Origin of the sequence: Pseudomonas tolaasii NCPPB 2192 (genome assembly GCF_002813445.1) — a bacterium.
GTDB classification, from domain to species: Bacteria; Pseudomonadota; Gammaproteobacteria; order Pseudomonadales; family Pseudomonadaceae; genus Aquipseudomonas; species Aquipseudomonas tolaasii.
Map to the genome: position 1 here is coordinate 5,799,483 of NZ_PHHD01000001.1, position 24,586 is coordinate 5,824,068.

Here is a 24,586-nt window from a genome sequence, read left to right on the forward strand (position 1 = left end):
GGGGGCGAGGCTTACAGCCAATGCCAGAACCGGCTCCAGAACCCGCGCCCCAAACTGTCTTTGCACCCGGCATATTGCGCTGCATACATTTGCGAGCGGGCCTGTACCTTGCTCGCCACCGGCGGCAGCCAGGCTTTGGCGGCGTAGGTGCGCTGGCGGTAGCTGCCCCAGCCTTCGTGGTAGTTCAGGTATTGGCCGTAGGCGTCGTATTTGTAGACGCCGTTGATGGTGTAGGTCTTGTCCATGTACCAGCCAACGAAGTCGATGGCGTCGTCGAAGTCCTGGCGACTGGCGCCGGTGCGGCCAGTGCTTTTCTGGTAGTCCTTCCACACTTCATCCTTGGCCTGGGCGTAGCCGGCGGCGGTGGAGACGCGGCCCCAGGGGATGATCCACAGCAGATATTTGCGCGGCGTCAGGGCGTTCTGGCGGAAGCCGGATTCCTGATACATGATCGCGAACGGCACCTGAATCGGCACGCCCCAGCGCTTTTGCGTGACCTTGGCGGCGTCGTACCAGTCGTCCTTTTCACGAAAAATGCCGCAAATGTCGTTTGGCGTGCGTGGCGGCGAGGTGCCGCACGCCGCCAACACAGAGGTGAGTAACAACAAACCGACGGCTTTGCCTGCGCTCAAGGGGCACCTTTGCGTGATACGCGTAAAAAGCCGGCATTTTACGCGTTCACGCTGCCTGATGCCGAATTGTCATCAGTGTTTTTTGATCACCCCCGTGACTTCCAGCTCCAGCAAGCCGCCGCCGGGCAGCCCGGCCACGCCAACCGCGGAGCGTGCATGCCGGCCCTGTTCGCCGAATACGTCGATGAACACTTGCGACGCACCATCGACCACTTTGGAAAAGTTCTGGAAGCCTTCGCCGCCATACACAAACCCGCGCACAAACAGAATGCGCTCGACATTTTCCAGCCCCACTGCATGGTCCAGCACGCTCAAGGCCCGCAGCGCGCAGGTTTGCCCGGCCTGCAGCACCACTTCCGGGGAAGTCAGGTCGGTCACCGGGCCGCTGATCACGCCCTCGCCCACTCGGCACACCTGGCCACTCACGTACGCCACCCCGCCATGAATCGTCACAGGCACATAGTCACCCTTGGGGCTTGGCGTCTCGGGCAATACCAAACCCAAGGCACTGATCGTTTCGCGAATACTCATGAATGCCCCTCGGCAAATTCCACATGCCCGCCCAGCCAGCAACCCTGCACCTGCCCGGCTTCGTCCCGGCGAAAACGCAGGGAAATCTGCGACGGCCGGCCCATGGCGCGCCCTTGGCGGATATGCACCGGCCTCTCATCCGCCGTGACCAGGCCATTTTCCAGCAAGCCGAACGATAGCGCCGCCGCCGCGATCCCCGTGGCCGCGTCTTCGGGGTAGCCCGAGGATTTGGGAAACTGCCGCGCGTCAAACTGGCGACCTTCAAGGTCTGACGGCGCGTAGGGGTACAGACCGGTGGAGCCGATGCGCTCGCACAGTTGCTCCATGCGCCGGTAGTCCGGCTTGAGGCTGTCGAGCACCGCCACGCTTTTCAGCGCGATCAGGGTTTTGACGCGGCTGGTGCACGCGTTCTGGATCGGCAGCGGTGCCAGTTCGTTGGAGGTGATGCCCAGCACCGACAGAATTTCGGCCTCCACCTCCGGGTCGCTCAAGGTGTGGACCTGCCCTTTGGGCTGGCTGATTTCCACTTGAATCTGCGGCGTACCGGCGCCGGTCACTCGTGCATCGACGCGCCCGCTTTGGGTCCACAGCGCCAGGCGATCCTTGTGCAACATGCCCAGTTGGTCGAGCAACCACACCGCACCGACGGTGGCGTGGCCGCACATTTCCATCTCATGGTTGGGCACCCAGAAACGCAGGGCAAAATCAAAGTCGCTGCCGGCGGGTGCGGCAAAGACAAAGCCGCATTCATGCCCGTAATCCCGTGCGACTTGCTGCATGTCGGCGTCGCTCATGCCGTCCGCCACGGCCACGGTCGGCGCCGGGTTGCCGCCACGGGGAGTGGCGGGAAATACATTGACCAGGTGAACCTCGGGCGTCATTTCGCCTCTCCCTTGAGGGTGGAAACAGTCGGCGCCACGGCGTCGACGATGGCATTGGTGTAGACCTGCTGCGGGTCGATCGACACGGGGTCGTTCTCCACGGCGTTCATGAAACTGATGTTCTTCTCCACGCCGTCCCTCTCCACACGCGGCGTAGCCGGATAGGACGGCAGCGAGGCGGTCCAGGCGGCATCAAAAATCGCGTTGTCGGTGTGCGCAAAGTATGGGCGCACCGATTCACGGGCCTTTTGCGGCTCGGTGGCGATCAGGTGTTCGGCTTTCCACAGCGCGCGCACCAGTTTCTCGGCGGTGGCCTTGTTTGCGCTCAGCCAGTCCTCACGGGCGATCATGGCCGTGAACAGGAAACCATCCAGCGGTTTGTATTCCCCCTTGGCCAGGTCCATCAGCACAAACCCGCCCTGCTGCGCGGCGGTGGTGATGGTCGGTGGCGACAGCGAGAAGCCATTGATGCTGCCCTGGGAAAACGCCGCGAGCATGTTCGGCGCGCCGCCGACCGGCATGATGGTGAAATCCTTGTCGGGGTTCAAACCCGCATCCTTGGCCAGATAACGCACCAGCATGTCGGTGGTGCTGCCGGGGCCGGTCACGCCGATTTTCAAGCCTTTGAGGGCCTGGGCACGGGCGGCGACCGGCGAGGTGGCTGTCACACCGGCTTTGCGGGCCGACTCGCCGTCGATCACCACGGTGCTGCCGAACTGGGTTTGCACAGCGGCGAAGGCCTGTACATTCTGGCCTTTGGTGCGCGCACGCACCGCCACGGCGGGCAGACCGACGTAGGCATCGGCGTCACGGCCCAGTACGGCGGTCAGCGCCGCCGACCCGCCTTTTTGAAACACGATGACCTCCACATCCAGGCCTTCGGCGGCAAAGTAACCCTGCTTCTGCGCCACATAAATCGGCACATACAGGAAACCTTCGCTGGGGAATGCGAGGGTCACTTTGGTCAGATCCTGAGCCTGTGCGGCGGGTAAAAACGAGGCGCACAACAGACCGGCAATCACGAGACGCTTAAGCATGATCAAACTCCAGCAATAGAGGGGGTTAAACCGCGACTTCACGTTCGGCTTCGTTGGCTTTCCACGGCATCAGCTTGCGTTCGGCGAGCTTCACGGCGGTGTTGAGGATCAGCGCCAGGGCAATGATGCCCACCAGCGAGGCGAACACGCCGGCAGTGTCGAACTGCGAGGCCGCGTCCGAGAGCAAATAGCCCAGCCCACGGTTGGCCGCGATGATCTCGCCCACCAGCGCGCCAATCAGCGCGTAAGGCACCGACAAACGCAGGCCGGTAAACACCCAGGTAAACGCCGAAGGGATCACCACCATGGTCAACAGGTCGCGCTCCCTGGCGCCCATCAGGCGCAGGATGGTCAGTTGCTCGCGGGACACGTTGCGCACGCCGCTGTAGGTGTTGAGGAACACCAGAAAGAACACCACGGCGGCAGTCAGGATGACCTTCATCGGCAACCCGATGCCGAACCAGAGGATGAACAGCGGCGCCAGCGCGACTTTCGGCAAGCTGTAAAACGCGGTCAAAAATGGGTCGAGGATGTCAGCCAGCAGCTTGGCGCGGCCCAGTACCAACCCGGCGATCAAGCCCGCGAGTGAGCCGAAGAAAAAGCCCAGCACGGCTTCCAGCGTGGTGATGCCGGCGTGATAGAAAAACACCCCGTTAAGCAGGATTTTCCACAGGCTCTGCGCCACCGCAGAAGGCCGGCTGATAAAGAACTCCACGCCGAACAGACGCGAAACGCCTTCCCACAACAGCATCAGAAACACCAGAAACAGCAAGCGATAAACTTGGATCATACGACCTCCAGCGAGTGAGCCAATGAAGCGGGATCGGCCGCGCCTGCCACGTCGGGGGCCAGGCGTTTCCACAGTTCGGCGCAGAGTTCCACGTAGCGCGGGTCGGAACGCATTTGCACCAGGTTGCGTTCACCGGTCAGCGGGATGTCGATAATGTGGTCGATGGTGCCGGGGCGTCCGGCGAACACCACGCAGCGGTCGGCCAGGGCGATGGCTTCATCGACGTCGTGGGTCACGAACAGCACGGTTTTGTTGAGCTTGCGACACAGGCGCAGCAGTTCGGTCTGCAGGGTCAGGCGCATTTGTGCATCAAGGGCGCCGAAGGGTTCGTCCATCAGCAGGGTTTCCGGGTCGCTGGCCATCAAACGCGCCATGGCTGCGCGTTTGCGCATGCCGCCGGAAAGCTGGTTGGGGTAGCTGTCACCGAAACCGGTAAGGCCCACCAGGGCCATCAGTTCTTCAACCCGCGCCTCGACGTCGGCCCTGGGCATGCGGCGAATCTGCAACGGCACCGCGATGTTGCCGGCCACAGTGCGCCACGGCAGCAAATGGTCGGCCTGGGTCATGTAGCCAACCCGCGTGTTCACGCCTTTGACTTCGGCACCGTCGTAATGCACCTGGCCTTCGGTGGGGCCGAACAACCCGGCGGTCATGTTCAGCAAGGTGGACTTGCCGCAGCCCGACGGGCCGACCAGGGTAATGATTTCGCCGCGCTGAACATCCAGCGATACATCGCGTACGGCCACAAATGCGCGGCCCTCGACTTTGAAGCTTTTTCGCACGCCCGAGAAATGGATAAAGGGTCTTGCGCTCACCGCCCCTCCTCGTCCGGTAAGCCGGACTTGTTTGTTGTTGGTGAGCAGAGGATGAACGCATGACAGATTTGTGGCGCACGGGATCGGGCCGGATCACGCGCGGGATCGGGACATGGATGATTGGCAATCCAACAGAAGTAACCGAATCAACTGTGGGAGCTGGTGTTGTTCAGGGTTTGGGGGAGTCAGGACCGGCGCCACTCATCCGGCGAAATGCCCAGCACCCGCCGGAACACATGAGCCAAATGCGACGGCGACTCATACCCCACGCTATTGGCCACTTCCAGCACCGACATGCGCGTATGCCGCAACAGCGTCTGCGCGCGCTCCAGGCGCAAGCGCTGCACATACGCCAGCACCGTCTCGCCGGTGTGCTGGGCAAACAAGCGGGTCAAATGCCGGCGCGACAGATGAAACACCGCCGCAATGTCATCCAGCCCCGGCGCATGTTCCAGGTTGCCTTCGACATACGCCTTCACGTCGCGCACCAGCATGGCGCCGTGGCGCTCGGTGGAGGAGCGTTGCAGACTCGGCTGGCTGAGGGAAATCGCCAGGCATTCGAGCAGCAGCAAATGGTCGGCCTGAGCCAGTTGGCGGCTGCGGTCCACATAGGGGTCGGGTTGGCTGAAGGCTTTTTTCGCCAGCAGCAAATGGTGCAGCGGCGCCGAGGTTTGCCAGATGCCGAGGGTGGGCACACGCAGCAGGCGGTTGGCGCCCCCGGAAAGGTCGCGCAAGGCGTAGTGCATGTAGTCGGGGTCGACGTAGAACGCCAGGTGGCCCTGGCTGGGGGTGAGCGACGAAGAGGAGTGACTGCACTGCGGTGGCACCAGCACGAACTGGCGGTCGACCACCGAGGTGGAGCGCCCGCTGTCTTCATCCTTGAAGCGCAGCAGGCCGTGCTCGGGCACCATCAGCATGAACTCGTCGTGGGCGTGGGCCCCGGTTTCATAGGCGCCGTTGGAGTTGAACACGCTGTAGATATCACGCATGGCCAGGCACTGCCGCTGGGGGTTGAAACCTGACACTAGCATGTTTGGTGCCAGTGAAAAGCAGCGTCCTTGCTGCAAACGCTGTTAAGCCAATGGCACGCGACGGCTCGTCAGCGCAAAGCGGCCGACAAAGAACGCCAGCGCAGCCCCCAGCAACAACATGGCCAGGGTGCTCCACGCCGCGCGGGAGAGCTGTTTGGCGGCCACTTCACCGGCTTCGCGGGCTTTCTGCTCGGCTTGCTGTTTCAGCTCGGCGACCTTCTGCATGGCTTGTTGATAGGCCTGGGCATAGTTGTCGACGATCTGCGTGGCTTCGGCTTTGCTCTTGCCGGTGCGGGCGGCCACGATGTTGACCAGGGCGTCTTTATCCGCCGCATTCAGCGCAGGTTCGCCGGAGGCTTTGACGCGCTCGAACCACTGCTTCAACTGGTCGGCCGCCTGGGTCGGGTTAGTCGCCGCATCGGTGGCAACCTGCTTGCCATCGGCGGTGGCCTGGTCGGTTTTCTGCTCGACGTTGGCCGGGTCCAGCTCAGGCTTGCCGCTTTGCTTGAGCAAGGTGTCGAGCTGGCCTTGCAGGCTGTTCCAGTCCAGCTGGATGCCCTGCTCGTTCAGTTGCTGCTTGACGCTGTCGCTGATCCCCGGCGCTGCCGCCGCAATGCCGCTACCGGCGGCCGACAGGCCTTTGCCCACTACATTGCCGGCGGTGCCGACCACGCTGGCGGCCAGCCCGGCGAGCAGCCAGGTAGTGAGCAAAGTGGTCAGGGTCCAGGTCAGTACCCCGTGCAAACCGCCACGATCCGGCGCGGTACGCCCGGCCACGAAGGCACCCAGGCCGATCGACACCAGCGTGGACACGAACAGCCAGATCCCGGCGCCCGTGCCGAAACCGCTGAGCGGGTTGCCGGCTTTCATTGGGTCGACGGCGCTGGCGCCAATGGCGGTGCCCAGCACGCTCAGCACCAGGTAGGTGACCAGGGCAATTGCACTACCGGCCAATACAGCGCTCCAGGACACGCGAAACAGCGAACGATTGGTTTCATAGACAGTGGTCATGTTCGATCCTTTGACAGTAATTGACCGTTTCAGTCTGGCGAGCCTGCCGCGCGCCGTCCCCGCTCAAATGCACCAGGCCATCTGGTGCATTCGCACCCCGCGCCGGGGAATTTGTCTGCACTATCCTGAAGCCGGGGTGTCGTAATTTTCATGCCCTCACACCCACGGAGAACCTATGACCCAGGATGTTCTTGCCAAAGAAACCAACCGTCGCCAATTGCAGCAGATCATCTCCGGGCTGTCTGACGGGGTGATCCTGGCCGAAGTCGACCAAACCATTCTGTGGGCCAATGAGGCAGCGTTGACCATGCACGGCGTCGAGGCCGTGATGGCGCTGGGTGCCAATACGCTGGAGTACGCCGAACGCTTTGCCCTGCGCTATCGCAACAACCACCCGGTGCTGCCGGAAAACTACCCCCTCGCCCGGGCGGCGGCCGGCGAAGAGTTCAGCGATGTGGTGGTCGAAGTCACGCCGTTGAGCGATGAAGAACGAACCTGGGTGCACCGCCTTCGCAGCCTGGTGATCACCGATTCCCACGGCGAGCCGGAACTGCTGGTGCTGATCCTCAGCGACGCCACCGAATGGGCCAGCGCCGAGCAGCGTTTTGAAAAGACCTTCAATGCCAACCCGGCACCTGCCGTGATCTGCCGCTTGAGCGATTTGCGTTACATCAAGGTCAATCAGGGCTTCCTGGAGATGACCGGCTACAACCGCGACCAGGTGATCGGCAAGTCTGTCTATGAACTGGATGTGCTGGAACAGGCTGAACGCAAGGATCTGGCCATCCAGCGCCTGGGCGAAGGCGCGACCATTCCGCAGATGCAGGCCGAACTGCGACTGCCCGAGGGCGGCAGCAAACTGGTGATTGTTGCCGGTCAGCCGCTGGACATGAACGAAGAGGACTGCATGCTGTTTTCGTTCATGGACATGGAGCCACGGCGCAAGGCGGAGATTGCGCTGCGCCAGAGCGAGGAGCGTTTCGCCAAGTCGTTCCGCCTGACACCGGTGCCGACTCTGGTGTGCAGCGCGGGCAACCGCCAAGTCGTGGATATCAATGACGCTTTCATGAGCATCACCGGCTATATCAGCGAAGAACTGATCGGCAAATCCATCGAAGACATCGACTTTATCGACAACGCCCAGACACGCGAGCAGTTGTTCGCCAACCTGGAAAAAGCCGGCAACCTCGACGGCCAGGACCTCAAGGTGCGCAAGAAAGGCAATGAGGTGATCGACTGCGTGGTTTCGGCCGACACGGTGATTATCGAGGATGTGCCTTGCTACCTGATGGTGATGATGAACATCACCGAGCGCAAACGCTCGGAGCTGGAGCTGGTGGCGGCCATCGAGGAAGTGATGCAGGACGCCTCATGGTTCAGCCAGACCCTGATCGAGAAACTGGCCAACGCCAAGAGCGTCAACAGCCCCAACCTGCCGAACGTGGCCTTCACCGACCTCACTGCCCGCGAGCGTGACGTGCTGGGCTTGATCTGCGAGGGCCTGGCCGACAAGGAGATCGCTTCGCGCCTGAAACTCGCGCCCAACACGGTGCGTAACCATGTGGCCACGGTGTATTCCAAGCTGAACGTGCACAGCCGCAGCGCGGCCATCGTCTGGGCCCGTGAACGCGGGCTGTTTGCCGGTGAATTGCGCCTGAAAAACAAGCCCTGAAAGTGCAAATGCACTAGTGCGGCTAGTGCGAATTCGCCTTATTGCAACGCGGGGCAAGCCATACCCTTCAAGGCATCACACTGATGCCCTGAAGGAACCCGCATGTTTACCGTGTCCCAATTGCGAAACTGCATTGAAGAAGGCCTTTCTCCACTGACCTGCGAATTCACCCTGTGCCGGGATGCGTCCCTGACCCTCAAGGTATTCGACGCCGAAACCGGCCGCGTTGACCTGGTCGTCACCGGGATCAGCACTAACCGCCTCCAAACCCCGCAGGACGTGGAAAAGATGGTCGAAGAACTGCGCTATGAGCTGCAAAGCAACAATGTGGGCAAGCTCACTCTGGATGATTTGCCTTCAACGACGCCCCAATGAAATAGAACACCCCGCCCACCGCGATAAACGCCCCCAGCATGTAGAACATGCTGTAGGCCGGCAGGCTGGCGAGCACCAGCCCGCACAGCACCGGCCCCAGCGCCGCGCCCAGGTTGGACAGGTTCTGCGCCCCGTAATACATGCCGCGAAGGTGGTCCGGGGCAATCCGGTCGATGAACATGTATTCGGCCGGAAACACAATAATCTCCCCCACCGTAAACACCGTCATCGCCAGCACCCACCACCCCACGCTGGTGGACAATGCAAAGCCCACCAATCCCAGCATGAACATGCCCAGGCCTGCGATCAGCCAGCGGCTCAAGTGACGGTGCGAGATGCGCCGGCCAATCACGTACTGCAAGGCAATCACCAGCACGGCGTTGGTGGTCAGCACGGCGCTGACCACGGTGTAGGTGTAGTCCGCCGTGGTGGTGGTCACCAGGTATTGCGACAGCCAGGCGGTGAATTGCCCGTACACCACGGCACTGAGCAACCCGCCGATGGTGAAGCACACCAGCCGGTGGTCGCGCAGCAACACCCGGCCGACGGCGAGGAAAGAGACGGGCTTTTGCGTCACGTCGACGGTCGCCAGGGTACGGTCGCCCCAGCGCCAATACAGCAGGAAGAACACCCCGCCCAGCAACGCCGAGAAGATAAACGGCAGGCTGATGTCCCCCTTGGCCACCACGGCCCCGAAGGCCGGCCCGACTGCGTAGCCGATGTTGGTGAGGGTGTACTTGATGGAAAACACTTCGCTGCGCGCCTCGAAAGGCAACAGGCTGGCGAAACCGGCTTTGACTGCAATATCGATGACCGCGTAGGCCAGGTTGATCAGGATCAGGCAGCCGTAAAACAGCCAGATATCATGCGCCAGTACCGTACCGACAAACCCGAGCACAAACAGCGCGCTCAGGGCCAGCAACAGCCGATAGCTGTTGACGCGGTCGACCAGAAAGCCGCCATACACACTGAGCAGCGAGCCGACGATCAACGAACTGCCGATCACCAGCCCGACCTGGGTGATGTCGAGAGTGAAGTGGCGGGAGAGGTAAATCACCAGGTACGGGAACGTGATCGCCTTGGCCAACGTCAGCAGCAACGTAGCGCCCAGCAACAGGTTCACGGTTCGCGGGTAGTTTCTGATGGTGGCAAGCATCCTGCTCTCGACGGTTGACGGTAACGCGGCCATTACAGCCGCTTACCTTAACCCAGAGACAGGGAAAAACGCGTGTCACTTTTTGACCGGGGTGATCTCGAGGATAGTGCCGTTGGTGGTCTTGACCAGCACAAACCGGTCGCCGACCCGTGCCCATTGGCTGTCGGCCTCAGGTTGCTTCAGGCCGCGCTTTTTCCAGTCGCTGACAGCCGACTCCTTGCGCATCAGGATATCCGGGGCGCGGTCGCCTTCCTTGAGGTCACGCGTGTTGATGTTTGAAGGCTTCACCGTTTCCTGGGGCGTATCGCCGGCTTGCACGACAAAACTGGCGGTGGACAGGCTGGCGGCAACCAGCAGGCAGGCAGCGAGATTTCTGGATTTCATGGGTGCTCCTTCAATGATTGACGCGTACCCAGGTTCCGACCACAGGCGCGCGGAATCATTCAGCCTGCTAACCTTGCGCCAGCCAATTCTCGAGTCCGACAACAATGAAAACAGCCCTGACCCGAACCAAGCTCCTCGCCAGCGCCCTGGTGGTCGCTGCCGTGATCGGTGGCGCTGCGTATTACCTGGTCGACCGCCATGTGGTCACAGGCCTGGTGGGCGGCACCGAGTACAGTGAAGACCAGTTGAATGAAGGCGATGTGGCAGACATCCACACACTGACCCTGCCGGAAGCGAAAAAACGCCTGAATTACCTCGTGCTGGATGTACGCGACAGCATCAACCAGATCGCAATGATGGAAAGCCTGCGCCTGGAAATCTCCCCGGCGTCGAAAACCGACAAAGCGGGCGTCGAGAAAAAAGAGCTGCGCTATGACGAACCTTTCGTGCCCGTTGCGGCTGCCGAGCTGAAAGCTGCGCTGGAAAATCTCAAGCAACAGCCACCGGCATTCGCGCAACTGTTCTTCGACAACCGGTCGGGGCTGAAACTGGAGGTGGAGCCGATTCGTGACGTGCTCAAGCGTGGCGCCCTGCCCGACCAGCGCCACGAGGAACGCTACGCCGTGCAGACCCTGCATTGGCGCGACGGCACGCAGCAGCCCTTCGCCGAAGCGGGTGTGGAAGAAGCCGACGCCGAAGACACCACCAAGGCCGAACTCAAGACCAACAAGCCGCTTGAGCGCATCAATGTCGCTCTCACCTATCCCGCCTACCCGGCCTTCAAAAAGATCGTGCTCGACTCCGCTCACCCCAAAGCCAGCGGCGAAGACGGCGACAGCTACAAATTGACCGCCCTGGCGGAGGGCCGCGCCTCGCTGCTGCTGGCCACGCCCAAGGACAAGACCTTCGTGATCCAGGGCCTGACCGCCGACGGCAAAACCCTCTACAGCGACGGCAGCAGTTCCAATTCCTCACCGACCGCCGAACAAAAGGCCAACCTGCGCACCTACTACGATGAACTGCTGCGCATGCAGGCGAGCTTCTCCAGCTACGCCACCAGCGCCGCCGTGCAGGAGCACCTCGAACAATTCGTCAAAGGCCTGCCCGACACGGCCGGCGCCCTGACGAATGTGCACGCCACCTACCGCTTCGAAGACACCCCGGCGAGCATCGTCATCTACCTGCTCGACGCCGCGCAGCCCCAAACCGTGATGCTGGAGATGCGCAACAGCGTGCCGGCCCAGGCTCGCTATATCGCCTATGACAATGCCTCGGACAAGAGCGGCTTTATCGACAACAAGGGCCAGTGGGTGATCAAGCCGCGGTTTGAGCGCATCGAGTACACCGAAATGCCGAACGTGTATCACATGCAGGTCGGCAGCACCGCCCAAAAAGACGGCTGGAGCGAGCTGCACTTCAAGTACTTTGCCTTCGCGCCCGGCACCCACGTGCTCAAGGAGCTGCCGTTCGACATTATCGAAAAGCCGATAAACGATGACCTGGTGATCGTCGAACGGGAAACCAACGGACCTTACGGCGTGTATGACGTGAAAAAACAGCAGGTCGTGGTCCCCATGAAATATGTCAACGTGGAGGTAGTGGGCGACCTGTTTATCGCCCGTCCCGGCTTGAAAACCTACGGAAGCGATTCGGACTACGGCGTGTGGAACCTGGCCGGCAAGGAACTGCTGGCACCGCGTTACTCCAGTATTGAAGTGATCGATGACCACCTCTACACCACCTCAAGGGACGGCCAGCAAAAAGACGTCTACACCCTCACCCTGCAAAAACTCAACCCGCCGGGCACCACCGCCGTCGGCGCGTTTATCCAGGGCCAGCCGCAGCTGGTGCAAGCCGTCAAAAGCCGCGCATTCAGCTTTATCAACCCTCAAGGCAAGACCCTGGCCATCAACCTGCCGTTCGACGAGGTCGAGCCCTTCTCCAATGGCATGGCCGTGGTGAAAAAAGGCAACCGCTACGGCGCCGTCGACACCGAAGGCAAGCTGCGCGTCCCGCTCAAATACACCACCCTCAACGCCTTCCAGAAAAACCTCGCCTCGGCGGAAATGGAGGGTTTCAAGGGCCTGGTGTTGATTGATCGCAACAGCGCCGTGGTGAAAAAACTCGGCGCGTACACCACCTACAGCATCCCGGCCAACAGCAATGACGCCAGGTACAGCATCTGGGATCAGACGGAGGAGAATCGCGTGAATGTGTTCGATGCCGACGGGATGCAGGTCGATAGCTACGAGCGCGAATAATCCCCCTGTGGCGAGGGAGCTTGCTCCCGCTGGGGTGCGCAGCAGCCCTGAATGCTGCGACCTGGGACCACCTGGACGCACGCAGTGAAGCGGTTGGGGCCGCTTCGCGACCCAGCGGGAGCAAGCTCCCTCGCCACAAAGAACTCGACACCATTGCTGGCATGAAATAAATCCTGTAATTTTTCATGAAATTATTCGACATAAATTTCATGAACATTCAGGAAGAACTCGACGTACTGGCCGTGCTGATCCACGACCTGCGCAAGCACAAGAAGCTCACCCTCGCCCAGCTCGCGCAGAAGATCGAGCGTTCGGTGGGCTTTCTGTCCCAGGTTGAACGTGGCCTGTCACGCCCCACCGTGGCTGACCTCACGGCCATCAGCCACGCCCTTGATGTGCCGACGACCTACTTCTACAGCCTGCCCAAACCCAAGGCGGTGGATTGGGTCACGCGCCCCAACGAACGGCGCACGGTGTATTACGCCAATGGCATCACTGACATCCTCGTCTCGCCCAGCATGAACGGCGCGTTTTCAATGCTCGACAGCCTGCTGGCGCCCGGCGCCAACAGCGGCGAGCAGACCATGAGCGACCGCGCCGAGCAGGCCGGTTTTGTGCTCGAAGGTGAATTGACGCTGTGGGTGGAAGGCCAAGCCGATTCGGTGACGCTCAAAGCCGGCGACAGCTTCCACCTGGCCAGTTTCGCCCACTGCCGCTACGCCAACCTGACCGAACTGCCCGCCCGCGTACTGTGGGTTTACAACTAGGAGCAACACCCGTGAAAAGCCATTCCTCCACGTTGCTGGCCGAAGTACGGACCTTTCGCCAGAACCACCCCGACGTGCGTTACGTTGACCTGATCTCCCTGGACATCCCTGGGCATTTCTACGGCAAGCGCTACCCGGTGGAGATGCTGGAAAAGGTCGCTGCCGGCAGCCCCTTGAAGCTGCCGCAAAACGCTGTGCTGCTGGGGGTTCAGGGCGGGCTGTTCAAGATTGGCGACTATTGCTTCAACGACGGCGACCCGGATGCCAACCGCCGCCTGGTGCCGGGCACGCTCAAGCCGGTGAGCTGGGAATCGCAGCCTTTGGGGCAGATGCTGATCACCTCCGATGGCACCGAAGCACCCATCGAATTCGAACCCCGCGAAGTGCTGGCCAAGGTGCTGGAACGCCTGCACCACAAGGGCATTCACCCGGTGGTGGCGTTCGAACTGGAGTTCTACCTGTTCGACAAAAAACTCGAAGGCGGCCTGCCGCAGTTCGCCCGCGACCCGTTGAGCGAAGATGCCGACGACCAGCCCAACCTGCATATCGAACGCCTGTCGCGCTTTGGCGACGTGCTGGATGACATGGCGCAAACCGCCAGGGACCAGGGCATCGACATCACCGTGATCACCGCCGAAATCGGCCCCGGCCAGTTCGAGATCAACTTCGGCCACCTCGACGATGGCCTGCGCGCCGCCGACTGGGCCGCCCTGTTCTGCCGCAGCACGCGTGGCGTGGCCCTCAAGCACGGTTACCGCGCCAGCTTCATGGCCAAACCCTACTTGCAATACCCCGGCAGCGGCATGCATGTGCACGTCAGCCTGTATGACGGCGCCGGCAATAACCTGCTCGCTGCGCACGAGCAACAACCGCTGCGCCACGCCGTGGCCGGTTGCCTGGAATTGCTGCCCCACTGCATGCCGATCTTCTCGCCCAACCACAACGCCTTCCGCCGTCTGGGTGGCACAGTCAACGCCGCCACCCGCGCCAGCTGGGGCTTTGAAGACCGTGACGCCTGCGTGCGCATTCCCGAATCCGACCCGCGCAACCTGCGCATCGAGCACCGCCTGGCCAGTGCCGACGCCAACCCCTATCTGGTGCTGGCGGCGATTCTTGTCGGCCTTGAACATGGCCTTGAAGCCAGGCGCGAGCCCATCGCCCCATTGAACGAGGACCGCAGCAGCGGCACCGATTTCCCACTGGAAATGCTCGACGCCGTACGCGCCATGCAACATCAGCCGGTATTGCGCGAGAAGCTGGGCGGCGAATTTGTCGACGTGTATTGCGAAAACAAGCGCCAGGATCATCTGGCCTTTCAGCAAGAGATCAACGCGCGGGAATACCGCTGGTTTCTCTAACCCCACTCTCCATGGACTCACCGATGACCGACCAAAGCGCCCCGGCCCTCAAGGAAATCTTCAACGTCGAACGTCTGCAGCACATCGCTACCGAGATGACGGCGGTGTACCCGGCCTTCGACGCCAAAGCATTTCTCAAACATGCAAAGGCGGGGCTGGCCGAGCTGTCGGTGATGCAGCGCATGGCGCGGGTCAGCGAGAGCCTGCACGCGGTGATCCCGCTGGATTATCCGCAGACGCTCAAGCTGCTTTACGCCCTGGCGCCGCGCCTGAACAGCGGGTTTGTCAGCCTGTTCCTGCCGCACTACGTGGCGAGTTATGGGCGCCAAGACTTCAAGCGCTCCATGGCCGCGCTCAAGTACTTCACCACGTTCGGTTCGGCTGAATTCGCCATCCGCCCCTTCCTGGTGAATGACTTCAAACGCACCCTGGCGGTGATGCAGGAATGGTCGCGGGATGACAATGAACACGTGCGCCGACTGGCCAGTGAAGGTTCGCGCCCTCGCCTTCCCTGGTCATTTCGGCTGGCCGAGGTGCAGGCCAACCCCGAACTGTGCGCGTCGATCCTCGACAACCTCAAGGCCGACCCCAGCCTGTACGTGCGTAAATCCGTGGCCAACCACCTCAACGACATCACCAAGGACCACCCGGACTGGGTGCTGGGTCTGATCGAAGGTTGGTCTCTGGACAACCCGCACACCGCCTGGATCGCCCGCCACGCACTGCGCAGCCTGATCAAGAGAGGCAATACCCGCGCGCTGACGATCATGGGCGCCGGGGCCAGGGCCGAAGTGAAGGTTCACGACCTTGAGGTCACGCCGGCGGTGATCCGGCTGGGCGAGCGCATCACCCTGGCCTTCACCCTCGAGTCCACCGCCGTCACTGCGCAAAAACTGGTGGTGGACTACGCCATCGACTACGTAAAAAGTGCCGGGCACAGCGCCGCCAAAGTGTTCAAGCTCAAGGCGTTCAGCCTCGGCGCGGGCGAGCATCAGCGTATTCGGCGCGAACAACATATCCGTGAATTGACCACGCGCAAGCACTACCCCGGCAAGCACGCAGTGCATGTTTTGATTAACGGCGAAAAGCTCGCCAGCGCCGAGTTCGAACTGCTCACACCCTGACCTGAATCAAAGGAAAGGCTCTGGAACGGGCCTTTCAGCCTTAAGGATTGTCGAACAATCCTGGCATTCTCAGTTGAGATCCATTATCATCCGGCGCCTTCTCACTACCCGACGGGTAGTTGTTTCAATGTGTCACCCGAGGCGCCCATGTACCGTTTTTCGTTTCACCGCCCTTTGCTTGTCATCAGCCTGGGGCTTGTGTCCCAGTGCGTATCTGCCGCGCTGCAACCGTTGGCCGAAGCCCCGCTGGCCAGCGACACCGAGCTGCATTGCCACTTCAACCGCGACGCCAGCACCGACTGCACCACCACCTACCACTACACGATTCTCAAACCCAATGGTCGCGAGATGCTCTCGCGCATCAACTTCGACTACTCCGAAGGCGACACCCTTGAGGTCATCAGCGCCGAGTCCACCCAGCCCGGCGCCAAGCCGGTCAAGCTGGGGGCCGCGCAAATCGACACACGCACCGCGCCCAACCCCGACCAGGGTTTCAGCCGCGACAAGCAGACGTCGTTGGCCTTTCCCAACCTGCGCGTCGGCACCCAGGTTCGCTACACCGTGCGCGAACACCGTGCCGCCAAACCGCTGATGACCCAGTTCCACTACGCCCTCACATTCGGTGCCAGCCCGGCCCGCCGTGATCGTTTCAAGGCGCGCTTTACCGCCGAGCGGCCGATCCAGTGGCGCAGCGAGCTGTTCGACGACTTCAAGGTGACGCCATCGGCCAACGGCAAGACGCTGGACGTGGTGCAAAAAGCCCCGACCTACTTCAACTACATTAACGAATCGTCCATCGCCGCCTTGCTCGTCATCCCGCGTCTTGAAGTGGGCAGCGCCCTGGATCGCCAGGCTTATTTCGGTGATTTCGCCCAGCGTTACAACCAGATCCTCGGCGCCAGCCTGCCGCCGCAAAGCGCCGCTGCCGTGGTCGCCGCACGCGGCTTGCCAGCGGCTGACCAGGTGGCTGCGCTGATGCAGCACATCAACGATCACTACCGCTACCTGGGCGACTGGCGCGCGTCGGAGCGCGGCTACGTGCCGTTCAACCTGGCGGAAATCGAGCAGCATGGTTATGGCGACTGCAAGGACCTGGCGATTCTGCTCACCGCGCTGCTCAAGGCAGCCGGCATCCACGCCGAAACCGCGTGGGTCAGCCGAGGTGATGTGGTGGAATCCCTGCTGATTCCCGGCACCAATGCGCCCAACCACGCGATCGTGCGTGCCGAGGTAAACGGCCAGGTCTGGTGGCTCGACCCGACCAACCCGGTATTCGCCCCTGGCCAGGTGATGCCGGACATCCAGGACCGCTGGGTGCTGGTCAACAACGCCCAGGGCGAAGTCCGCGAGGAACACATTCCACTGGAACGCCCCAAAACCACTCTGCGCCTGAATAAAACCGTGAAGCTGGACAAAGAAGGCCATGGCGAAACCCAGGCCAGCATCACCTTCAGCCGCCTGCCGCTGATGCGCCTGAGCGTCGCCGACCGCCAGCAGGGCAGCACTGCCACCGACCAGAACATCTGCGCCAATTTCGGCAACGATATCAGCGACTGCCACATCACCCGCCAGCCCACCGGGTTTGTGGTGCACGACGGCTACACCGTCGACGCCCGCCTGAATGACCAGCGCGCCGTGGAAAAACTGGCGAACGACTTCGTCTACACCGACCCGTTGTTGAAAGACCAGTGGGACGGCTTCATCAACTACCGCCGCCAGGGCCAACAGGCTGACTTGTATTTGGGCAACCCCGAAACCACCGACTACACCATCACCCTCACCGGCGGCCAGATGGAAAAACCCGTCACCGGCTGCCAAGTGCTCTCGCCGTGGTACGACCTGGTGCTGGACGGGCAACGCAAGGACGGCGAACTGCGCTACCACTACCTCCTCACCCAGAAAAAACGCTGGCTGACCCATGCTGAAATCGCCAGCGAGGCGTTCGGCAAGATGATTGACGACGCACGGGCGTGCGCGGAACAGGTGCATCAGGTGGTGAAGCTCTAACCCCCGACGCGGTTTATAGGTGGGAGCTGGCTTGCCTGCTCCCACATTTTTAATCCGGTTTTGTCAGTTGGATTCGCCCAGCAACAACCCCTGCTCCCGCGCGCACAACTCCACTACGTAATCCCACAACACCCGCAGCCGCACCGACTTGTGCAACTCCCGGCGCGAGCTGATCCAGTAGCTGCGCGAAATCCCCTCCCCCGGCAGCAACGGCACCAGATCCGGGTCGCCCGCCGCCATAAAGCATGGCAACACCGCGATGCCCAAACCCGAGCGCGCGGCCTGATGCTGGGCAATCACGCTGGTGCTGTGAAACACCACCCGTGGGTTGCGGCAAAAACTGCTGAGAAATTTGAGCTCCTGGCTGAACAGCAAGTCATCCACGTAATCGATCCACGCATGGGCCGCGAGGTCCTCGCGCTTTTCGATGGGCGGGTTGCGGTCCAGGTAGGCGCGGCTGGCGTAGAGCGCGAGGCGGTAGTCGGTGAGTTTGCGCGTGACCAGTTGGTCGACACTGGGGCGTTCGAGGTGAATGCTGATTTCCGCCTCCCGGTTAAGAATGCTCACAAAACGCGGCACGGCCACCAGTTCCACTTCCAGCCCCGGATAGCGCTCAAACAGCCCGCCCATGCGGCTGGCGAGGAACATCACACCCAAGCCTTCGGCCACGCCAAGGCGGATCTTGCCCAGCGGCGCCGCGCAATGAGTGAGTTCGTCTTCAGCCAGCAATGCCACGTTTTCCATGGCTTCGGCATGTTTGAGCAGAGCCTCGCCGGCGGGTGTCAGCTCGTAACCCTGGGCGTGCTGCACGAAGAGCGCAGTGCCGAGGCTTTTCTCGATGGCCTCAATGTGCCGGGCCACGGTGGCGTGGGTGGTTTTCAGGCGCTGCGCGGCGGTCAACAGGCGGCCGCTGCGCTGTAACTCCAGAAAATACCGCAGGTCATTCCAGTCGAACATGTCGCCTCACTCCCTTGGAAATGCGCACTTCCCGAGCCCTCTGTGGCGAGCGAGCTTGCTCGCGCTGGGCTGCGTAGCGGCCCTGAAACCTGAGACTCCAATATTTCAGAAAGACGGCGGCGCCCCTTCAAGGGGCCGCTACGCGCCCCAGCGCGAGCAAGCTCGCTCGCCACAAAGGGCCGTGCTGTTTAAAAACGCACAGCAGCTGGGTAAAAACTAACATTTTTAAGACGAAAACTAACAACTAGGATGGACCCCATAAGAAAAACAAGCGAGACCTCAGATGCCCATTGCAGCTGCTGAATACGATTACGTGGTAGTAGGCGCCGGCCCCGCGGGCTGCCTGCTGGCCAATCGACTGTCCGCCAACCCCGCTCACCGCGTGCTGCTGCTCGAAGCCGGTGGCCGCGACAATTACCCCTGGATCCATATCCCCGTCGGCTACCTGTTCTGCATCGGCAACCCGCGCACCGACTGGTGTTTCAAGACCGAAGCCCAGGAAGGCCTGCAAGGCCGCGCCCTGAGTTACCCCCGCGGCAAAGTGCTGGGCGGCTGCTCGTCGATCAACGGCATGATCTACATGCGCGGCCAGGCCCGTGACTACGACGGCTGGGCGGCGGAAGGCAATGCCGGCTGGGCCTGGAAAGACGTGCTGCCGTTGTTCAAGCAGAGCGAAAACCACTTCGCCGGGGGCTCGGAATTTCACAGCGATGGCGGCGAGTGGCGCGTCGAGCAACAGCGCCTGCATTGGCCGATTCTGGACGCCTTTCGCGACGCGGCGGCGCAAAGCGGTATCGCGCCGGTCAGCGACTTCAACCAAGGCGATAACGAAGGCTGCGGGTACTTCCAGGTCAACCAGAAGGCCGGGGTGCGCTGGAATGCCGCCAAGGCGTTTCTCAAACCGGTGCGTCATCGCCCGAATCTTACGGTGCTGACTGAAGTGGAAGTCGACCGCGTGGTGCTGGAAAACGGCCGGGCTTCAGCAGTGGTTGGGCGTCAGCACGGCCAACAGGTGAGCTGGAAGGCGCGCAAGGAAATCGTGCTGTGCGCAGGCTCCGTGGGCTCGCCAGGCATTTTGCAGCGCTCGGGGATCGGCCCGTCGAATGTGCTCAAACCCTTGGGCATCGAGGTGCTGCACGAGCTGCCCGGTGTGGGTGGCAACCTGCAGGACCACCTGCAACTGCGGCTGATCTACAAGCTGGAAAATGCCCGCACCCTCAACCAGATCGCCGGCACCCTGCTGGGCAAGATGGGCATGGGCCTGCGCTACCTGTATGACCGCAGTGGCCCGTTGTCGATGGCGCCCAGCCAGCTCGGTGCGTTCGCCCGCTCCAGCCCGGAACAGCCTTCGGCCAACCTTGAATACCATGTGCAGCCGCTGTCGCTGGAGCGCTTTGGCGAGCCGCTGCACGCGTTTCCGGCGTTTACCGCATCAGTGTGCGACCTGCGTCCGCAAAGCCGGGGGCGCATTGATATCCGTTCGGCCAACCCGGCGGATGCGCCGCTGATCAGGCCCAACTACCTCAGCCACCCGGAAGACCTGCGCGTGGCCGCCGATGCGATCCGCCTGACCCGTCGCATTGTGGCCGCCCCGGCGCTCAGCCAATTCAAACCGGTGGAATACCTGCCCGGCGATGCGTTGCAAACCGAAGAGGAACTGCACGAGGCCGCCGCGCGCATTGGCACCACGATTTTCCATCCGGTGGGCACCTGCCGCATGGGCAATGACAAGGACGCGGTGGTCGATGCCCAACTGCGCGTGCACGGGGTGCCCGGCCTGCGCATTGCCGATGCCTCGGTGATGCCGCGTATCACCTCCGGCAACACCTGCTCACCTACACTGATGATCGCGGAGAAAGCCGCGCACCTGATCCTGTCGCCGAACACAAGGAACCTTGCCCCCGAGAAAGAACCGGCTCACGCAATCTGAATAGCGGCGCCCCACCCGGCGTCGACAGTGGAACAACAATAAATAATCACTGTGAGGGATACCCGATGTCAGAACATGCTCAACCTCTGGGCTCGGCGCTCGACGCGAGTGCCAGCAACGACTCCAAAAAGGTCATCTTCGCCTCGTCCCTGGGGACGGTGTTCGAGTGGTATGACTTTTTCCTTTACGGCGCGCTGGCGGCGGTGATCAGCAAGCAGTTCTTTGCCGGGGTCAACGACACCACCGCGTTTATCTTTGCCTTGATGGCCTTTGCCGCAGGCTTTGTGGTGCGGCCGTTCGGCGCGCTGGTGTTCGGCCGGTTGGGTGACATGATCGGGCGCAAATACACCTTTCTGGTCACCATCATTCTGATGGGCGTTGCCACGTTTTGTGTCGGGCTGTTGCCGACCTACGCGAGCATCGGCATTGCCGCGCCGATCATCCTGATCGTGTTGCGCATGCTGCAAGGCCTGGCATTGGGCGGTGAATACGGCGGTGCCGCCACCTACGTGGCCGAGCATGCGCCGCCGGGCAAACGGGGCTTCCACACCAGCTGGATTCAATCCACCGCGACCCTCGGCCTGCTGCTGTCGCTGCTGGTGGTGCTGGCTTGCCGCTACTTCACCGGCGACCAGTTCGAGGTGTGGGGCTGGCGCATTCCGTTTCTGTTTTCGATTGTTTTGCTGGGCATTTCCACCTGGATCCGCATGAGCCTGCATGAGTCCCCCGCATTTCTGAAAATGAAAGAGGAAGGCAAAGCCAGCAAGTCGCCGATTCGCGATTCATTCGGCAAATGGGAAAACCTCAAGATCGTGCTGATCGCGCTGTTCAGTATCAACGGCGGCCAAGCGGTGACTTTTTACGCCGCGCAGTTCTATGTGCTGTTCTTCCTGACCCAGTTCCTGAAAATGGACCCGGCGCTGGCCAACATGCTGCTGATCATCAGCGTGGTGATCGGCGCACCGTTCTTCATTCTGTTTGGCTGGCTGTCGGACAAGGTTGGGCGCAAACCCGTACTGATGCTCGGCCTGCTGTTGGCTACCGCGTTGTACTTCCCGATCTTCAAAAGCCTGGCGCACTACACCAACCCGGCAATGGACCAGGCCAGCCATCAGGCGCCGATCACCGTGCTGGCTGACCCGGCCACCTGCACCTTCCAGTTCGACCCGGTGGGCAAGGCGAAATTTGACAGCCCGTGCGACAAGGTCAAGACCTTCCTGGTCAAGCAGGGCTTGCCCTACAGCAGCGCTGCCGCACCGGCCGGCAGCCCGGTGCAGGTGAGCGTGGGTGACGTGCGCATCGACGGCTTCGACGAAGCGGCCCTGCGCGGTGCCGTGACCCTGGCCGGTTACCCGAGTTCGGCGGACGTGGCCCAGGTCAACAAAACCATGGTGGTGGTGCTGATCGTGGCGCTGATCCTGATCGCCGCCATGTGCTACGGCCCGCTGGCCGCGTTGATGGTGGAGTTGTTTCCGACGCGTATCCGCTATACCTCGATGTCGCTGCCCTACCACATCGGCAATGGCTGGTTTGGCGGGTTTCTGCCGACCGTGTCGTTTGCCCTGGTGGTGTACACCGGCGACATTTTCTATGGCCTGTGGTACCCGGTGGCGGTGACCGGCGTGAGCCTGCTCGTCGGGTTGTTCTGCCTCAAAGAAACCCGTCACGTGAACATCGACAATAACTGATCTTCCAACCCTGAAGATCCCCTGTGGGAGCGGGCTTGCCCGCGATAGCGGTGTGTCAGTCGATAGATTTTGCACTGACAGGACGCCATCGCGGGCAAGCCCGCTCCTACATTTTGCTTTAGGCCACCCACACAATTTGCTGTACATCCATACAGATAATGATTGATCTAAGCTCTCCGACTGAGCATCCTGCAAGGCATCAACCCGATCTGATGTGATGAGCATGCAGCTGTACCTCTGTGAAAAACCCTCCCAGGCCAAGGACATTGCGGCCGTGCTCGGCGCCAGCCGCCGTGGCGACGGGTGCTGGCTGGGCAATGGGGTCACCGTCACCTGGTGCATCGGCCATTTGCTGGAAACCGCCCCGCCCGACGCTTACGACGCCAAATACAAGCGCTGGGTACTGGCCGACCTGCCAATCGTTCCGGAAAAATGGAAGATGCTGGTCAAGCCCAAGACCGCCAGCCAATACAAGGCGGTCAAACGGTTGCTGGGAGAAGCCCAGGAGTTGGTAATCGCCACCGACGCCGACCGTGAAGGCGAAATGATCGCCCGCGAGCTGGTGGAACATTGCCGTTATCGCGGGCCCATCCAGCGGTTGTGGCTGTCGGCGCTGGACGATGCTTCCATCCGCAAGGCCCTCGCTGCCCTCAAGCCCGGCGTCGAAACCTTCAGCCTGTACCACTCGGCGCTGGGTCGCTCGCGCGCCGACTGGCTGATCGGCATGAACATGAGCCGTTTGTTCACTCTGCTCGGACGCCAGTCCGGGTATCAGGGCGTGTTGCCGGTGGGCCGTGTGCAAACCCCGACCTTGCGCCTGGTGGTGGACCGCGACCGCAGCATCGCCGACTTCGTGCCGGTGGCTTACTGGGCCATTGATGTGGACCTGCAACACGAGCGCATGACCTTTACCGCCCAGTGGCGAGCGGCCGAGGATGCCTGTGACGACCAGGGCCGTTGCCTGAACCCGCAACTGGCGCGGGACGCAGCCGACGCCATGACACGCGCCGCGACAGCCCGGCTGATCAAGCTGCGCACCGAGCGCATGCGCGAAGTAGCGCCCCTGCCCTTCGACCTGGGTACCCTGCAGGAAATCTGTTCGAAAAAGCTCGGCCTCGGCGCCCAGGAAACCCTGGACATCGCCCAGTCTCTTTACGAAACCCACAAAGCCATCACCTACCCGCGCAGCGATTGCGGTTATCTGCCGCTGAGCCAGCACAGCGAGGCGCCAAAAATCCTCGCGGCGCTGGGCCGCGCCGATGCGGCGGTGAATGAACTGATGCCGCATATCGACGCCCAGCGCCGCTCGCGAGCCTGGAATGACGCGAAGGTCAGCGCCCACCACGGCATCATCCCCACCGGCGCGGGCAAGGATGTCAGCCAGCTGACCGGCAAGCATCGCGCAGTCTACACACTGATTCGCGCGCGCTATCTGGCGCAATTTCTGCCCAACCATGAATACGATCGCACCCAGGCGGATTTCGATTGCGCCGGCCATGCGCTGCGGGCCGTCGGCAAAGTCGTGATCGAGCCAGGCTGGAAACGCGCCTTACCCGAGGCGCTGGCACCGGCCAAAGGGCGTGAAGCTCCAGCACCGCAAGCCTTGCCCATGCTGGTTCAAGGCCAGGATTACGAGGTAGCCAGGGTCAATCTCAAAGACCTTTGGACTCAACCGCCCAAACCCTTCACCGAGGGCGACCTGATCAAGGCAATGAAGAACGTCGCCAAACTGGTGGAAGATCCGCTGCTCAAGCAAAAACTCAAGGACACCACCGGCATTGGCACTGAAGCGACCCGCGCCGGGATCATTCAGGGGCTGCTGGACCGTGGTTACCTGGTGAAAAACGGCAAGGCGCTATCCGCCACCCCGGCGGCGTTCAGCCTGATCGATGCGGTGCCGCGTGCCATTGCCGACCCTGGCACCACCGCGATCTGGGAACAGGCACTGGACATGGTGCAAAGCGGCGAAATGAGCCTGGAGGAGTTCGTCGCCAAACAAGCCGCCTGGATGAGCAAGCAGGTGGCACGCTGCAATGGCATGCGCATGACCATCACCGGCCCTGCCAGCCCGGCAGGTCGGGGTGCCGCGCCGTGGAAAAAGAAACGCAAGGCGGCCCCTCGCAAGACGGCAGCCAGCCCCAAGCGCGCGAAAAAGCCGCCGAACGCCGGGTAAACATCG

At 61.8% G+C, this 24,586-nt stretch carries 21 protein-coding genes; 10 read left to right on the forward strand and 11 right to left on the reverse strand.

The window, feature by feature from the left end; genetic code table 11:
• Positions 1–11: 11 nt before the first annotated feature.
• The 8 genes from ATI14_RS26365 to ATI14_RS26400 form a co-directional block, all read right to left on the reverse strand.
• Complete coding sequence (locus tag ATI14_RS26365; RefSeq protein ID WP_080520673.1) at positions 12–632, reverse strand: transglycosylase SLT domain-containing protein; 621 nt, start codon at positions 630–632, stop codon at positions 12–14.
• Positions 633–704: 72 nt separating this feature from the next.
• A complete protein-coding gene (locus ATI14_RS26370) occupies positions 705–1,163 on the reverse strand; it encodes a RidA family protein (RefSeq protein ID WP_016968796.1) in 459 nt (152 codons plus the stop codon).
• Positions 1,160–2,044, reverse strand: a complete 885-nt coding sequence (locus ATI14_RS26375; protein ID WP_016968797.1) for a PhzF family phenazine biosynthesis protein — start codon at positions 2,042–2,044, stop codon at positions 1,160–1,162. Before ATI14_RS26375 ends, ATI14_RS26370 begins: the two co-directional genes overlap by 4 nt.
• Positions 2,041–3,081, reverse strand: coding sequence for an ABC transporter substrate-binding protein (locus tag ATI14_RS26380; protein ID WP_016968798.1), 1,041 nt, complete (start codon positions 3,079–3,081; stop codon positions 2,041–2,043). Before ATI14_RS26380 ends, ATI14_RS26375 begins: the two co-directional genes overlap by 4 nt.
• Positions 3,082–3,106: 25 nt before the next feature.
• Positions 3,107–3,871, reverse strand: a complete 765-nt coding sequence (locus ATI14_RS26385; RefSeq protein WP_016968799.1) for an ABC transporter permease — start codon at positions 3,869–3,871, stop codon at positions 3,107–3,109.
• On the reverse strand, positions 3,868–4,686 hold the full coding sequence (locus tag ATI14_RS26390; protein WP_016968800.1) for an ABC transporter ATP-binding protein: 819 nt from the start codon (positions 4,684–4,686) through the stop codon (positions 3,868–3,870). The genes ATI14_RS26385 and ATI14_RS26390 overlap by 4 nt, the downstream gene beginning before the upstream one ends.
• 185 nt (positions 4,687–4,871) lie before the next feature.
• Positions 4,872–5,675, reverse strand: a complete 804-nt coding sequence (locus tag ATI14_RS26395; RefSeq protein WP_031319347.1) for an AraC family transcriptional regulator — start codon at positions 5,673–5,675, stop codon at positions 4,872–4,874.
• An 84-nt stretch (positions 5,676–5,759) separates the two neighbouring features.
• Entirely contained in the window at positions 5,760–6,728 is a 969-nt protein-coding gene (locus ATI14_RS26400) for a hypothetical protein (RefSeq protein ID WP_016968802.1), read from the reverse strand.
• Between the two features lie 175 nt (positions 6,729–6,903).
• Between ATI14_RS26400 and ATI14_RS26405 the strand changes: the two genes are divergently transcribed.
• Both ATI14_RS26405 and ATI14_RS26410 read left to right on the forward strand, forming a co-directional pair.
• On the forward strand, positions 6,904–8,400 hold the full coding sequence (locus ATI14_RS26405) for a PAS domain S-box protein (RefSeq protein WP_016968803.1): 1,497 nt from the start codon (positions 6,904–6,906) through the stop codon (positions 8,398–8,400).
• 102 nt (positions 8,401–8,502) lie between these two features.
• Positions 8,503–8,775, forward strand: coding sequence for a DUF1652 domain-containing protein (locus ATI14_RS26410; RefSeq protein ID WP_016968804.1), 273 nt, complete (start codon positions 8,503–8,505; stop codon positions 8,773–8,775).
• Here the strand turns inward: ATI14_RS26410 and ATI14_RS26415 are convergent.
• A complete protein-coding gene (locus tag ATI14_RS26415; protein WP_016968805.1) occupies positions 8,738–9,931 on the reverse strand; it encodes an MFS transporter in 1,194 nt (397 codons plus the stop codon). The genes ATI14_RS26410 and ATI14_RS26415 overlap by 38 nt on opposite strands.
• A 75-nt stretch (positions 9,932–10,006) precedes the next feature.
• Complete coding sequence (locus ATI14_RS26420; RefSeq protein ID WP_016968806.1) at positions 10,007–10,315, reverse strand: RcnB family protein; 309 nt, start codon at positions 10,313–10,315, stop codon at positions 10,007–10,009.
• A 104-nt stretch (positions 10,316–10,419) separates the two neighbouring features.
• Here ATI14_RS26420 and ATI14_RS26425 point away from each other — a divergent pair, with 104 nt between their 5' ends.
• The 5 genes from ATI14_RS26425 (at position 10,420) to ATI14_RS26445 (ending at position 17,832) form a co-directional block, all read left to right on the forward strand.
• Positions 10,420–12,576 carry a WG repeat-containing protein gene (locus ATI14_RS26425; RefSeq protein ID WP_016968807.1) on the forward strand — a complete coding sequence of 719 codons (2,157 nt, stop codon included), beginning with the start codon at positions 10,420–10,422 and terminating at the stop codon, positions 12,574–12,576.
• Positions 12,577–12,785: 209 nt separating this feature from the next.
• Positions 12,786–13,343, forward strand: coding sequence for a helix-turn-helix domain-containing protein (locus tag ATI14_RS26430; RefSeq protein ID WP_016973278.1), 558 nt, complete (start codon positions 12,786–12,788; stop codon positions 13,341–13,343).
• An 11-nt stretch (positions 13,344–13,354) separates the two neighbouring features.
• The gene (locus tag ATI14_RS26435; protein WP_016973277.1) at positions 13,355–14,701 is read left to right on the forward strand and encodes a glutamine synthetase family protein; all 1,347 of its coding nucleotides are present in this window, start codon (positions 13,355–13,357) and stop codon (positions 14,699–14,701) included.
• Between the two features lie 23 nt (positions 14,702–14,724).
• Positions 14,725–15,825: a DNA alkylation repair protein gene (locus tag ATI14_RS26440; RefSeq protein WP_016973276.1), complete on the forward strand. Its 1,101-nt coding sequence runs from the start codon at positions 14,725–14,727 to the stop codon at positions 15,823–15,825.
• 147 nt (positions 15,826–15,972) lie between these two features.
• Entirely contained in the window at positions 15,973–17,832 is a 1,860-nt protein-coding gene (locus tag ATI14_RS26445; protein ID WP_016973275.1) for a DUF3857 domain-containing transglutaminase family protein, read from the forward strand.
• A gap of 63 nt (positions 17,833–17,895) precedes the next feature.
• On the opposite strand, the gene ATI14_RS26450 is transcribed toward ATI14_RS26445, so the two are convergent.
• Positions 17,896–18,789: a LysR family transcriptional regulator gene (locus ATI14_RS26450; RefSeq protein WP_016973274.1), complete on the reverse strand. Its 894-nt coding sequence runs from the start codon at positions 18,787–18,789 to the stop codon at positions 17,896–17,898.
• Between the two features lie 283 nt (positions 18,790–19,072).
• On the opposite strand from ATI14_RS26450, the gene ATI14_RS26455 reads away from it, so the two are divergent.
• The 3 genes from ATI14_RS26455 (at position 19,073) to ATI14_RS26465 (ending at position 24,580) form a co-directional block, all read left to right on the forward strand.
• The gene (locus tag ATI14_RS26455) at positions 19,073–20,719 is read left to right on the forward strand and encodes a GMC family oxidoreductase (protein ID WP_017254511.1); all 1,647 of its coding nucleotides are present in this window, start codon (positions 19,073–19,075) and stop codon (positions 20,717–20,719) included.
• A gap of 65 nt (positions 20,720–20,784) precedes the next feature.
• On the forward strand, positions 20,785–22,407 hold the full coding sequence (locus tag ATI14_RS26460) for an MFS transporter (RefSeq protein ID WP_016973435.1): 1,623 nt from the start codon (positions 20,785–20,787) through the stop codon (positions 22,405–22,407).
• 223 nt (positions 22,408–22,630) lie between these two features.
• Positions 22,631–24,580, forward strand: a complete 1,950-nt coding sequence (locus ATI14_RS26465; RefSeq protein ID WP_026083050.1) for a DNA topoisomerase III — start codon at positions 22,631–22,633, stop codon at positions 24,578–24,580.
• Positions 24,581–24,586 lie beyond the last annotated feature (6 nt).

Coding starts and splice junctions, on each gene's coding strand:
- ATI14_RS26370 (WP_016968796.1), bottom strand. CDS start 1,163: ATGAGTATTCGCGAAACGATCAGTGCCTTGGGTTTGGTATTGCCCGAG.
- ATI14_RS26375 (WP_016968797.1), bottom strand. CDS start 2,044: ATGACGCCCGAGGTTCACCTGGTCAATGTATTTCCCGCCACTCCCCGT.
- ATI14_RS26380 (WP_016968798.1), bottom strand. CDS start 3,081: ATGCTTAAGCGTCTCGTGATTGCCGGTCTGTTGTGCGCCTCGTTTTTA.
- ATI14_RS26385 (WP_016968799.1), bottom strand. CDS start 3,871: ATGATCCAAGTTTATCGCTTGCTGTTTCTGGTGTTTCTGATGCTGTTG.
- ATI14_RS26395 (WP_031319347.1), bottom strand. CDS start 5,675: ATGCGTGATATCTACAGCGTGTTCAACTCCAACGGCGCCTATGAAACC.
- ATI14_RS26400 (WP_016968802.1), bottom strand. CDS start 6,728: ATGACCACTGTCTATGAAACCAATCGTTCGCTGTTTCGCGTGTCCTGG.
- ATI14_RS26405 (WP_016968803.1), top strand. CDS start 6,904: ATGACCCAGGATGTTCTTGCCAAAGAAACCAACCGTCGCCAATTGCAG.
- ATI14_RS26410 (WP_016968804.1), top strand. CDS start 8,503: ATGTTTACCGTGTCCCAATTGCGAAACTGCATTGAAGAAGGCCTTTCT.
- ATI14_RS26415 (WP_016968805.1), bottom strand. CDS start 9,931: ATGCTTGCCACCATCAGAAACTACCCGCGAACCGTGAACCTGTTGCTG.
- ATI14_RS26420 (WP_016968806.1), bottom strand. CDS start 10,315: ATGAAATCCAGAAATCTCGCTGCCTGCCTGCTGGTTGCCGCCAGCCTG.
- ATI14_RS26425 (WP_016968807.1), top strand. CDS start 10,420: ATGAAAACAGCCCTGACCCGAACCAAGCTCCTCGCCAGCGCCCTGGTG.
- ATI14_RS26430 (WP_016973278.1), top strand. CDS start 12,786: ATGAACATTCAGGAAGAACTCGACGTACTGGCCGTGCTGATCCACGAC.
- ATI14_RS26440 (WP_016973276.1), top strand. CDS start 14,725: ATGACCGACCAAAGCGCCCCGGCCCTCAAGGAAATCTTCAACGTCGAA.
- ATI14_RS26445 (WP_016973275.1), top strand. CDS start 15,973: ATGTACCGTTTTTCGTTTCACCGCCCTTTGCTTGTCATCAGCCTGGGG.
- ATI14_RS26450 (WP_016973274.1), bottom strand. CDS start 18,789: ATGTTCGACTGGAATGACCTGCGGTATTTTCTGGAGTTACAGCGCAGC.
- ATI14_RS26455 (WP_017254511.1), top strand. CDS start 19,073: ATGCCCATTGCAGCTGCTGAATACGATTACGTGGTAGTAGGCGCCGGC.
- ATI14_RS26460 (WP_016973435.1), top strand. CDS start 20,785: ATGTCAGAACATGCTCAACCTCTGGGCTCGGCGCTCGACGCGAGTGCC.
- ATI14_RS26465 (WP_026083050.1), top strand. CDS start 22,631: ATGCAGCTGTACCTCTGTGAAAAACCCTCCCAGGCCAAGGACATTGCG.